The sequence below is a fragment of the Aeromonas crassostreae genome (genome assembly GCF_054052445.1).
In genome coordinates, this window is record NZ_JBSTYM010000010.1 from 119562 (window position 1) to 130880 (window position 11319).

9 protein-coding genes and 1 pseudogene are annotated in these 11319 nt (G+C 64.9%); 4 read left to right on the forward strand and 6 right to left on the reverse strand.

Going from position 1 to position 11319, the window contains the following annotated elements:
* Positions 1–52: 52 nt before the first annotated feature.
* The 4 genes from ilvD to ilvG all read right to left on the reverse strand — a co-directional run bounded on the left by ilvD (position 53) and on the right by ilvG (position 4968).
* A complete protein-coding gene (gene ilvD, locus ACW5W4_RS10215; RefSeq protein ID WP_456689283.1) occupies positions 53–1894 on the reverse strand; it encodes a dihydroxy-acid dehydratase in 1842 nt (613 codons plus the stop codon).
* Between the two features lie 228 nt (positions 1895–2122).
* Positions 2123–3055 carry a branched-chain amino acid transaminase gene (locus tag ACW5W4_RS10220; RefSeq protein WP_456689284.1) on the reverse strand — a complete coding sequence of 311 codons (933 nt, stop codon included), beginning with the start codon at positions 3053–3055 and terminating at the stop codon, positions 2123–2125.
* A 12-nt stretch (positions 3056–3067) separates the two neighbouring features.
* Positions 3068–3325 (reverse strand): acetolactate synthase 2 small subunit, encoded by a 258-nt coding sequence (ilvM, locus tag ACW5W4_RS10225; RefSeq protein ID WP_427262338.1) that lies wholly within the window; start codon positions 3323–3325, stop codon positions 3068–3070.
* A complete protein-coding gene (gene ilvG, locus ACW5W4_RS10230) occupies positions 3322–4968 on the reverse strand; it encodes an acetolactate synthase 2 catalytic subunit (RefSeq protein ID WP_456689285.1) in 1647 nt (548 codons plus the stop codon). The genes ilvM and ilvG overlap by 4 nt, the downstream gene beginning before the upstream one ends.
* Positions 4969–5353: 385 nt before the next feature.
* Here ilvG and ACW5W4_RS10235 point away from each other — a divergent pair, with 385 nt between their 5' ends.
* Positions 5354–6868, forward strand: coding sequence for a YifB family Mg chelatase-like AAA ATPase (locus ACW5W4_RS10235; RefSeq protein WP_456689286.1), 1515 nt, complete (start codon positions 5354–5356; stop codon positions 6866–6868).
* A gap of 124 nt (positions 6869–6992) precedes the next feature.
* Positions 6993–7907 (forward strand): acyltransferase, encoded by a 915-nt coding sequence (locus ACW5W4_RS10240; protein ID WP_456689287.1) that lies wholly within the window; start codon positions 6993–6995, stop codon positions 7905–7907.
* Between the two features lie 34 nt (positions 7908–7941).
* On the opposite strand, the gene ACW5W4_RS10245 is transcribed toward ACW5W4_RS10240, so the two are convergent.
* Together ACW5W4_RS10245 and ACW5W4_RS10250 are read right to left on the reverse strand one after the other, a co-directional pair.
* A complete protein-coding gene (locus tag ACW5W4_RS10245) occupies positions 7942–8412 on the reverse strand; it encodes a DUF523 domain-containing protein (protein ID WP_408797214.1) in 471 nt (156 codons plus the stop codon).
* Between the two features lie 80 nt (positions 8413–8492).
* Positions 8493–9174, reverse strand: a pseudogene (locus ACW5W4_RS10250) (NUDIX hydrolase).
* 74 nt (positions 9175–9248) lie between these two features.
* Between ACW5W4_RS10250 and ACW5W4_RS10255 the strand changes: the two are divergent.
* Positions 9249–9875, forward strand: coding sequence for an isochorismatase family protein (locus ACW5W4_RS10255; RefSeq protein ID WP_456689288.1), 627 nt, complete (start codon positions 9249–9251; stop codon positions 9873–9875).
* A 201-nt stretch (positions 9876–10076) separates the two neighbouring features.
* Positions 10077–11255, forward strand: a complete 1179-nt coding sequence (gene pncB, locus ACW5W4_RS10260) for a nicotinate phosphoribosyltransferase (RefSeq protein WP_456689289.1) — start codon at positions 10077–10079, stop codon at positions 11253–11255.
* Positions 11256–11319: the final 64 nt, after the last annotated feature.

An 11319-nucleotide genomic window follows, 5' to 3' on the forward strand; every position in this document is an offset into this window, starting at 1 on the left:
ACCGCAACCGGCTGATAGACGGTGAACAGAGTATGTGTCGTCGTGTTCATCATCACTCCTCCAGCTTGCTGCGGTCGCGCACCGCGCCCTTGTCGGCGCTGGTGGCGAGCATGGCGTAGGCGCGCAGGGCGTAGGAGACCTGACGCTGGCGATCGAGCGGCTTCCAGCCACGGGCCGAGACGGCGGCGCGGCGGGTGGCCAGCACGCTGTCGGCCACCTCCAGCACCATGCTGCGGGCCGGGATGTCGATGTTGATCATGTCGCCATCCTCCACCAGCCCTATGGTGCCGCCGGAAGCCGCCTCGGGGGAGACGTGGCCGATGGAGAGACCCGAGGTACCGCCGGAGAAGCGACCGTCGGTGATGAGGGCGCAGGCCTTGCCGAGCCCCATGGACTTGAGATAGGTGGTGGGGTAGAGCATCTCCTGCATACCGGGGCCCCCTTTCGGCCCTTCGTAGCGGATCACCACGACTTCACCGGCTTTCACCGTGCCGTCCAGGATGCCGGCGACCGCCGTGTCCTGGCTCTCGAACACCCGGGCCGGGCCACGGAAGCGGAGGTTCTCGTCATCCACCCCGGCGGTCTTGACGATGGCACCATCGAGGGCCAGGTTGCCGGAGAGCACGGCCAGGCCCCCCTCCAGGCTGTAGGCGTTGTCCAGGGAGCGGATGCAGCCCTCGGCACGGTCCAGATCCAGCTCGGGCCAGCGGCAGCTCTGGCTGAATGCTTTGGTGGTGCGAATGCCGGCCGGGCCGGCGCGATAGAAGTCGTGCACCGCTTTGTCGTCGCAGCGGCTGACGTCATAGGCCTCCAGCAATTCGCTCAGAGAGGTGCCGAGCACGTTGCGGGCGTCGCCGTGCACCAGACCCGCTTTTTCCAGCTGGCCCAGGATGGCGACCACGCCACCGGCGCGGTGCACGTCTTCCATGTGGTACTTCTGGGTGGACGGGGCCACCTTGCACAACTGGGGCACCTTGCGGGACATGCGGTCGATGTCGGCCATGGTGAAGTCCACCCCGGCCTCCTGGGCCGCCGCCAGCAGGTGCAGCACCGTATTGGTGGAACCACCCATGGCGATGTCCAGGGCCATGGCGTTCTCGAACGCCGCCTTGGTGGCGATGTTGCGCGGCAGGGCGCTCTCGTCATCCTGCTGGTAGTAGCGATTGGCCAACGCGACGATGCGCTGACCGGCCAGCTTGAACAGCTGTTCCCGATCGCTGTGGGTCGCCAGCATGGAGCCGTTGCCCGGCTGGGAGAGGCCGAGCGCCTCGGTCAGGCAGTTCATGGAGTTGGCGGTGAACATGCCGGAGCAGGAGCCGCAGGTGGGGCAGGCGCTGCGCTCTATCTGATCGCTCTGGGCATCGGAGACCTTGGGATCGGCGCCCTGGATCATGGCGTCCACCAGATCCAGCTTGATGATCTGATCGGACAGCTTGGTCTTGCCCGCCTCCATGGGGCCGCCGGAGACGAAGATCACCGGTATGTTGATGCGCAAGGCGGCCATCAGCATCCCCGGGGTGATCTTGTCGCAGTTGGAGATGCAGACCATGGCGTCGGCGCAGTGAGCGTTGACCATGTACTCCACCGAATCGGCGATAAGCTCGCGGGATGGCAGGGAATAGAGCATGCCGCCGTGACCCATGGCGATGCCGTCATCCACGGCTATGGTGTTGAACTCCTTGGCGACACCGCCGGCGGCCTCGATCTCCCGGGCTACCAGCTGGCCGAGATCCTTGAGGTGGACGTGACCGGGCACGAACTGGGTGAAGGAGTTGACCACGGCGATGATGGGCTTGCCGAAGTCCTGATCTGTCATGCCGGTGGCACGCCAGAGGGCGCGGGCCCCGGCCATGTTACGTCCGTGGGTGGTGGTGGCGGATCTCAACTTCGGCATTGTCTCTACTCCCTGAATACATGAGCCCGACTGGGCAAACTTATGGTGCGAAGCTGTCGCTTCAAATCGGTTGTGGCAAGGGATCTGCCCTTGCCATAGCCGACTCTTGTTGGCGCGAGCGGGCGACGGGTCGCCCGCTCGTTCTCAATCAGTCGTTGACCGGGGTCAGCCAGTTCCATTTGTCCTCGGTCTGGCCGTTGCATGGGGGCAAATGCTGCCCCCGCTGATTCAATCGTTGACCGGGGTCAACCAGTTCCATTTGTCCTCGGTCTGGCCGCTGAACAGGCCGAAGAAGGCGTTCTGCAACTGCTCGGTCACCGGGCCGCGGCTGCCAGAGCCCACCGTCATCCGATCCACCGAGCGCACCGGGGTCACCTCGGCGGCGGTGCCGGTCATGAAGATCTCGTCCGCCACATAGAGCGCCTCCCGGGGCAGGGCCTGTTCGCGCACCTCGTAACCGAGATCACGGGCGAGGGTCATGATGGTGTCGCGGGTGATGCCGGGCAGGATGGCGGCGGTGGCGGGCGGGGTGAACAGCACGCCGTTCTTCACCAGGAACAGGTTCTCACCGGCCCCCTCGCTCAGGTAGCCGTTCACGTCCAGCGCCAGCCCCTCGGCGAAGCCGTTGCGCTTGGCCTCCCGGCTGATCAGCTGGGAAGAGAGGTAGTTGCCGCCCGCCTTGGCACCGGTGGGAATGGTGTTCGGCGCAAGCCGGTTCCAGGAGGTGACGCACACATCCACCCCGTTTTTCAGCCCTTCTTCACCGAGATAGGCGCCCCAGGGCAGGGCGGCGACAATCAGGTCCGCCTTGGCATCCAGCGGCGGATGCAGCCCCAGCCCCACGTTGCCGACAAAGGCCAGCGGGCGCAGGTAGCCGCTCTTCAGGCCGTTCTCGCGCACCACGGTGCGGCAGGCTTCATTCACCTCAGACTCGCTGTAGGGCACGTCCATCCAGTAGATCTTGGCGGAGTCGAACAGGCGGCGGGTGTGCTCCTGCAGGCGGAAGATGCAGGTGCCCCTGGGGGTGTCGTAGGCGCGCACCCCTTCGAATACCGAGGAGCCGTAGTGCAGGGCATGGCTCATGACGTGGACCTGGGCATCCTGCCAGGGCACCAGTTTACCGTTGAACCAGATGAATTGCGGGTGTGAAGGCTGTGACATTGGCGTTGCTCCTTAAGCGCTGATCCGGGGTTGCTGTTCCAGTGCATCGACCCGGGAGACATCCACCAGCTTGCTCAGCTGGCTCCACAACTGCTGGATGGGACGCACCGACTCGACAGTAACCGTGATCCGCAGCTGTTGGCAATCCTGCTCCATGTTCAGAGCGCAGAGAGCGAAGCCGCGGTGGCGGACCACCCGCAGCACCCGCTCCATCACTTCGGGTCTGGGCTGGGCGTGGATTTGCAGGGTGCTGGTGTTGAGCTGGTTCATTGGCGTTGCTCCATCATCTTGTGGTTGGCGACCCCTGGCGGAACCAGGGGCCAGACATTTTCTTCCTCTGAAATGGCCACATGCAGCAGGTAGGCACTCTCGCTCGCCAGCAGGCGATCCAGGGCCGGGGCTATCTCTTCCTTGCATGTGATGGTCTCGCCGGGGATGCCGAAGGCGGCGGCCAGGGCGACGAAATCCGGGTTGTCGGAGAGGTTGGTCTCGCTGTAACGGCCGTCGAAGAACAGCTCCTGCCACTGGCGCACCATGCCGAGGCGCTGGTTGTCCAGCAGCACCATCTTCACCTTGAGCCGGGCGCGGCGTATGGTGCCGAGCTCCTGCACGTTCATCATGAAGGAGCCGTCGCCGCTCACCAGCACCACCTCGTCATCGGGGCGCGACATCTTGGCGCCGATGGCGGCGGGCAGGCCGAAGCCCATGGTGCCGAGGCCGGCGCTGGAGAGGTGATTGCGCGGGCTGGTGAAGCGCATGTGCTGGGCCACCCACATCTGGTGCTGACCCACGTCGCAGGCCACCACGCTGGTCTCGGGCAGGCGCGCCGAGAGCTGCTTGAGCAGGGCCGGGGCATAGATGGGCTGCCCCGGGTGGTCGTAGCGAAAGGCATATTCCCGGGCCATGGCGGCGCAGTGCTCACGCCAGGGATCGATGGCCAGCGCCATGGCCAGGGCGGGCAACAGCCGCTTGAGATCCGTGGTGATGCCCACCTCGGCGGCGCGACGCTTGCCGAACTCGGCGGCGTCCACATCGAGGTGGATCACTTTCGCCTCGGGGGCAAACTCCTCCAGCTTGCCGGTCACCCGATCATCGAAACGGGCGCCCACCACCACCAGCAGATCGCACTGCTGCACCGCGTAGTTGGCGGCCTTGGTGCCGTGCATGCCGAGCATGCCGAGGTAGACGGCGCTGTCGGGGTCAAGCGCGCCAATCCCCTTGAGGGTGGTGACCGCAGGCATGCCGGTGGCGGCGGCAAAGTCGCGCAGCTGCTGCTCGGCATTGGCCATGCCCACCCCGCCACCGACGTAGAGCACCGGGCGCTCGGCAGCGGCCAACAGGGTGCGGGCAACCGTCAATTCGGCCGGATTGAGGGGCTCGGGCTCCTCCACGGCAAACAGCGGGCTTTGGCAGGGAACGGCGGCCAGTTGCACATCCTTGGGCAGGTCGATGAGTACGGGACCCGGACGCCCCTCGGTGGCGATGGCGAAGGCTTCGGCGATGACCCGACCCAGATCGGCGGGGTCGGTGACCATGAAGGAGTGCTTGGTGCAAGAAAGCGACATGCCGAGCACGTCGACTTCCTGAAACGCATCGGTGCCGACGGCGGCGCAGGCGACCTGACCGCTGATGGCCACCAGCGGCACGGAATCGAGCAGCGCCTCCGCCAGACCGGTGACCAGGTTGGTGGCCCCCGGGCCCGAGGTGGCGATGCAGACCCCCACCTGGCCGGAGGCACGGGCATACCCCACGGCGGCCATGGCAGCCCCCTGCTCGTGGCGGCAGAGCTGATGGGCCAGACCACCGTCATACAGGGCGTCATAGACCGGCATGATGGCCCCGCCCGGGTAACCAAACACCTGGGTCACACCCTGTTTCTTGAGAGCCTGTACCAAAAACTGCGCGCCGTTCATGTCAACAATCCTGTTCCTTGGTCGAAAAAAAACCCCCGGGCCGTGAGGCTCGGGGGTCGTCTTGTTTCGTTCTGTCCGGTGGTGGGTCTATCCCTTGTTCCGTGCAGCCAAACGAGCCCCGAGCGGTGTGATAATAATCACCACTAGGACCACAATAATGCTGACGAAACGGGAAGCCATGTTCATAGTTACAACCGGAAATCCTGTGAAATTGAGGCGGTTTGCACCGCGAATGGCTATTAGAACTAGCATGATGGTTTTTATCAGGCAAGCATTTATTGCATTACAAGCCACTAATTTTAACTATATCAGTCGAACAAGGCTGGCATAAAAAACTGACAAATTGCAGTTAGTCAGAACATAACTCAACTCAAGGATGGGGTTTATGTCATTAGCTGTGGTTTATAGCCGTGCCAGCCTGGGGATCCAGGCACCTCAAGTCACGGTGGAAGTGCACCTCTCCAACGGCCTGCCCGCCTTCAACATGGTGGGCCTGCCGGAAACCTCGGTGAAGGAGTCGCGGGATCGGGTGCGCAGCGCCCTGCTCAACGGCAACTTCGAGTTTCCCTCCAAACGCATCACGGTCAATCTGGCCCCCGCAGACCTGCCCAAGGAGGGGGGCCGATTCGATCTGGCCATCGCCATCGGCATTCTCGCCGCTTCCAAGCAGATACCGGCAACATACCTGCTCGATCATGAATTTTTGGGCGAATTGGCCCTGACCGGCGAGATCCGCCCCATCCACGGCGTACTGCCCGCCGTACTCGCCTGCCGCGATGTCGGCCGCACCCTGCTGGTGCCCAGCGCCAACGGCGCCGAAGCCGCCCTCATCCAGGATGCCGAGGTGCGCTGCGCCCACCAGCTGCTGGCGGTGACCGCCTGGCTGGCGGGCCAGTACGAGCTGCCCCTGCCCCTCTCCCAGCCGGACAGCGAGGGCCCCCTGGTGGCCGATCTGCAGGATGTGATCGGCCAGTCCCAGGCCAAACGGGCGCTGGAGATCGCCGCCGCCGGCAGCCACAATCTGCTGTTCATCGGCCCGCCCGGCACCGGCAAGAGCATGCTGGCGAGCCGATTGCCCGGCATTCTGCCGCCGCTGAGCGAGCAGGAGGCGCAGCAGACCGCCGCCATTCACTCCATCGGCGGCCTCACCCCACGTGCCGGCCACTGGCATCACAGACCCTATCGAACCCCACACCACAGCGCCTCGGCGGTGGCCCTGGTGGGGGGCGGCAGCCATCCGAGACCCGGGGAGATATCCCTGGCCCACAACGGGGTGCTGTTTCTCGACGAGCTGCCTGAATTCGAGCGCAAGGTGCTCGATGCCCTGCGCGAGCCGCTGGAAACCGGCCGCATCACCATCAGCCGAGCCGCCCGCCAGGTGGATTTTCCCGCCCGCTTCCAGCTCATTGGCGCCATGAACCCCAGCCCCTGCGGCCATTTCGGCGACGGCCTGAGCCGGGCCAGCCCGGATCAGATACTCCGTTATCTTGGCAGGCTCTCGGGCCCCTTCCTCGACCGATTCGATCTGACGGTGGAGGTTCCACTCTTGCCCAAGGGGAGCCTGACCGGCAAGGTGCAGCACGGTGAACCCAGCGCACAGATCCGCGAGCGGGTGCTGGCCGCCCGTGAACGCATGCTGGCCCGGGGCGGCAAGCTGAACAACCTGCTCGATAGCCGGGAGATAGAGGACGTTTGCCACTTATCACCGCAAGATGCCGACTTTCTCGAGACGGCGATCCAGCGGCTGGGACTCAGCATCCGGGCCTGGCACCGCATCTTGCGGGTGTCCCGTACCCTGGCCGATCTGGCGGGCAAGGCGGACATAGAGAAGGGGCACCTGGTCGAGGCCCTGGGCTACCGTGCCATGGACCGGCTCCTCAACCGGCTGCGCAGCGGTTGAACCTGCCGAGGCAGGCACAGCCCCCAACCACCTCCCCCTTGGTCCTGGCCCGACTCGGCTGCTAACATGGGCACACATCTGACCACTTAATCACACCCTAGTCGGCAAGACGGACGCGACCCCCATGCAAAACAAGCTGATAGAGCGACTGCGCGGCAGCCTCTCGACCCTGCTCTATTTCATCAATACCCTGTTCTGGTTTATCCCCGTGCTGTTGCTGGCCCTGCTCAAGCTGATGGTGCCCCTCGCCCCTTGGCGCAGAGGATGTACCGCCCTGCTCGATGGCTGCGCCGGCTGCTGGATCCGGTTCAACAACCTGGTTCAGCAAAGCCTCACTCGGACCCGGTTCGAGGTGACAGGGCTGGACAAGGCCAGCCTGCAGCAGTGGTACATGGTGATCGCCAACCACCAGTCCTGGGTCGACATCCTGGTGCTGCAGCGGGTGTTCAATGGGCAGATCCCCTTCCTGAAATTTTTCCTCAAGAAAGAGCTGATCTGGGTACCTTTTCTCGGGCTGGCCTGGTGGGCGCTGGACTTCCCCTTCATGCGGCGATATTCGAGAAAATTGCTGGAAAGAAAGCCACATCTGAAGGGAAAAGACATAGAAACAACCCGACAGGCCTGTGCCAGGTTCGCCCATATCCCGGTGAGCGTGATGAACTTCGTCGAGGGCACCCGCTTCACCCCCCGCAAGCATGACAAGCAGGGCGCCCCCTACCGCCATCTGCTCCATCCCAGGGCCGGTGGCATCGCCTTCACCCTGGCGGCCATGGGCGGCAAGCTGCACCAGCTGGTCGACGTGACCATAGGTTATCCGGGGGGGATCCCGAGCTTCTGGGACTTCATGTGCGGGCGGGTAGAGACCATTCGGGTCAGGGTGCGCTTCCTGCCCATAGAGCCTCGTCTGGTGGGGGACTACTTCAATGACCCCGAATTCCAGCAAGGGTTTCAGCAGTGGCTAAACGGGATCTGGCGCGAGAAGGATCAGTCCCTGACCCGGCTGCTGGCCGATGGCAGCCGCCCAGGCCAGTCTGGGTGAGGCCCGGCGGCGCCGGGCAATGGGAGAGGCGGGCTCAGCCCAGCGCGCGGGCCAGCTCGGCCAGCTGATCCTCGGAAAAGACACGGATGCCGTGGCGGCGCAGCAGGGCCGTAGTCTTGCCCTCCCCCGCCATGGAGATGCCCTCGAAGCGGCCATTGTAGATGCGGCCGCTGCCGCAGGAGGGGCTCCCCTCCTTGAGCAGGGCGAAGCGGATCCCCTCGCGCCGGCAGAGCGCCAGGGCCAACTCGGCGCCATGGTCGAACTCTGTGGTGACATCGAGCCCTGTCACTGTGATCACCCGCTCCCCCTGCCGCTCGGCCGGCGGGCGCGGGGTGGGCAGACCGCCTGCCACCTCGGGACAGAAGGCAAACGAGCGCCCCTCGGCCCCCAGCGCCACCAGCCAGTCGCTGACGATCCCCTTGCTCTGGCCGTCATAGCGCACAGGTTGTCCCAACAGGCAGGCGCTGACTAGCACCCTGGCCTGCGTGGGTCTTGATTCCTTCATGGTTCGACCTCCAGTCGGTTGATGACGCTCCCATGGCTTCGGCACATCCCCTCTCCTATCACGGCGCTCCCGCGAGCGGCTCAGGCCTCGGCGCCATGCATCAGCTGATCGAACAGGATGCAGGGCGGGGCATCGAGCCGGTAGAGGCTGGCGGGCCTCTGCTTGCCGGTGCGTTTGCGGCCGGTGTCGGCCAGGATATGGGCGCGATGGATCCGCTTGCGAAAGGCCGCCGTGTTCATGGGCGTCTGCAAGATGATCTCGTAGGCCCGTTGCAGTTCGGACAGGGTGAACTCGGCGCCGAGCAACTGCACCGGCAGCGTGCTGTAGCGGCTCTTTATCTTGAGCCGCTCCAGCCCTTTGCCGATGAGACGGGCGTGGTCGAAGGCCAGACTCAGCCCTTCCAGGGCGGTGAGGGGATGCCAGCGGCCCCGGCTCGGCACCGTATCGGGCCCCACCAGACACAGATAGACCAGGGTGGTGGACCAGCCACGAGGATCCCGCTCCTGATCCCCCAGGGTGCAGACCTGCTCGCTGTAGCAGACCCCCAGCCCCCACTCGGCCAGCAAGCGCTGCAGGGCATCGTCCAGATCCCTGTCACGACCCTCATCGATGCGTCGGGCCGGCAGTTGCCAGCAGTGGGCAAAGGGCTGGCGTTGGCGGGGGGGGGGGGGGGGGGGGGGGGGGGGGCGCGGGCCGCCCACCCCCCCCCCCCCGCTCCTCGTTCAAACGCAGCACCACCATGTCCAGACTCATGCTTGGCATCTCGATCGTCTCGCTCGCCTTCCATTAATGTTTGGTAGATAATATCACATAGATAATATGTGCAGGAGTCAATCATGGGAATCATCGCCAGCCTGGATATAGACGCGCAGAAGGGATTCACCCCCCTCTGTCCGCAGGAGCTGCCCGTGCCCGGTGGGGATGAGATAGTCGCCGCCCTCAATGCCCAGGCCGCCTTGGCCAGTGTGCGCGTCGGCAGCAAGGACGCCCACTCGGCGAACGCCATCTGGACGACAAGCCCGCCCTTCATCCCCCTGCCCCATGCCAATGCGGACCTGAGCTGGCCCAGCCACTGCGTGCCCGGCACCCCGGGTTTCGAGCTGCTCGACGGCCTGCCCGCCCCCATCGATTACGACTTCTTCGTCTGGAAGGGAATTGAGCCCGACCTGCACCCCTATGGCGCCTGCTACCACGATCTGGCCGGGCGGCGCAGCACCGGCCTCATCGAATTTCTCCACAGCCGCGGCGTCACCACAGTGCTGGCCGGCGGCCTCGCCACCGACTACTGCGTCAAGACCAGCGTGCTGCAACTGCGCCAGGCCGGTTTTCGGGTCATAGTGCATCTGGCCGCCTGCCGTGGCATAGCCCCGGATACGGTTGCCAGCGCTCACACCCAGATGATCGAAGCCGGGGCCGAGCTGGCCCAGACCCTGATCGATGTACAACGCCTGCTGGATGCCTGATATGCCGCCTATTCTCACCCACCAACCCGACAGCGGCGCCTGCACCATACCTAGGCAGCAGGCGCGCATCATGGCGCTCACCAGTCTGCGGGGAGCCTGATATGCAACCTATTCTCATCCGCCAACCCGACAGCGGCGCCTGCACCTTACCTCGGCAGCAGGCGCGCATCATGGTGTCCACCAGTCTGCGGGGAGCCTGATATGCAACCTATTCTCACCAGCCTGCTCGACACCGATGCCTACAAGCTGCATATGCAGCAGGCCGTCTATCACCGCTATCCCGATGCCGAGGTAGTGGCCGAGTTTCACAGCCGCAACGAGGAAGATCTGCTGCCCATGATGGGTCAGATCGAGGAACAGCTGCGCCTGGCCGGCTCCCTGCGTCTGAGCAGGGCGGAAGCCGACTTCCTGGCCAAGCGCCCCTTCTTTGGCGCCGACTATCTCGATCACCTGCGCCGCAAACCGCTGGACGCCTCCCTGCTCAAGGTGTTCGAGCAAGATGGCCGCATCAATGTCCGGGTCGAGGGGCCCTGGCAGGACGTGATCCTGTGGGAGATCCCCGTGCTCGCCACCATCAGCGAGATGCGCAACCGCTTCCGCTATCCCCAGTTCGGGGTGACCCAGGCGCTGGCGCGGCTCGATCAGAAAATAGACCAGCTGGAGCGGACGCTGAGCCCGGCGGAGATGAGCGAGTTCCACCTCATCGACTTCGGCACCCGCCGCCGCTTCTCCCACGCCGTCCAGGATGCCGTGGTGGGCCGCCTCCTCGAGCGTCTGCCCTGTTTTCGCGGCACCAGCAACTATCAGCTGGCCCAGAAGTACCGACTGCCCGCGGTCGGCACCCAGGCCCACGAATGGTTCCAGGCCCACCAGCAGCTCGGCTTCCCCCTGGCCCTGAGCCAGCGCGCCGCCCTCACCAGCTGGCTGGACGAGTTCAGCAGCCACCTCGGCATCGCCCTGACCGACTGCATCACCATGGATGCCTTTCTCCATGACTTCGACTTCGATCTGGCGAGCCGCTACCAGGGGTTGCGCCACGACTCCGGCGATCCCGTGGTGTGGGGAGAGAAGGCCATCAGCCACTATCAGCGCCTCGGCATCGACCCTGCCGGGAAGACGCTGGTCTTCTCCGACGGCCTCAACCTCGACAAGGCGGTGGCGCTGTTTCGCCACTTCCGCGGCCGCATCAACACCAGCTTCGGCATCGGCACCCAGCTCACCTGCGATCTGCCCGGGGTGACCCCCATGAACATCGTGTTCAAGCTGATGGAGTGCAATGGCGGCCCGGTCGCCAAGATCTCCGACAGCCCGGGCAAGACCCTGTGCCGGGATGCCGACTTCGTCCGTCACCTCAAGCAGGCCTTCCACCTGCCCCGCTGAGCCCGGAGCGGGCCGCGCTGGCGTCCGCGCCCCGGGATGAATACCATATGCCGATACCAGGCCC

What these genes read in the sequence shown, in the direction of transcription:
- ACW5W4_RS10245 (WP_408797214.1), bottom strand. Translation starts at nt 8,412, where the DNA reads ATGAAGGAATCAAGACCCACGCAGGCCAGGGTGCTAGTCAGCGCCTGC.
- ACW5W4_RS10240 (WP_456689287.1), top strand. Translation starts at nt 6,993, where the DNA reads ATGCAAAACAAGCTGATAGAGCGACTGCGCGGCAGCCTCTCGACCCTG.
- ACW5W4_RS10235 (WP_456689286.1), top strand. Translation starts at nt 5,354, where the DNA reads ATGTCATTAGCTGTGGTTTATAGCCGTGCCAGCCTGGGGATCCAGGCA.
- ilvG (WP_456689285.1), bottom strand. Translation starts at nt 4,968, where the DNA reads ATGAACGGCGCGCAGTTTTTGGTACAGGCTCTCAAGAAACAGGGTGTG.
- ilvM (WP_427262338.1), bottom strand. Translation starts at nt 3,325, where the DNA reads ATGAACCAGCTCAACACCAGCACCCTGCAAATCCACGCCCAGCCCAGA.
- ilvD (WP_456689283.1), bottom strand. Translation starts at nt 1,894, where the DNA reads ATGCCGAAGTTGAGATCCGCCACCACCACCCACGGACGTAACATGGCC.
- ACW5W4_RS10255 (WP_456689288.1), top strand. Translation starts at nt 9,249, where the DNA reads ATGGGAATCATCGCCAGCCTGGATATAGACGCGCAGAAGGGATTCACC.
- pncB (WP_456689289.1), top strand. Translation starts at nt 10,077, where the DNA reads ATGCAACCTATTCTCACCAGCCTGCTCGACACCGATGCCTACAAGCTG.
- ACW5W4_RS10220 (WP_456689284.1), bottom strand. Translation starts at nt 3,055, where the DNA reads ATGTCACAGCCTTCACACCCGCAATTCATCTGGTTCAACGGTAAACTG.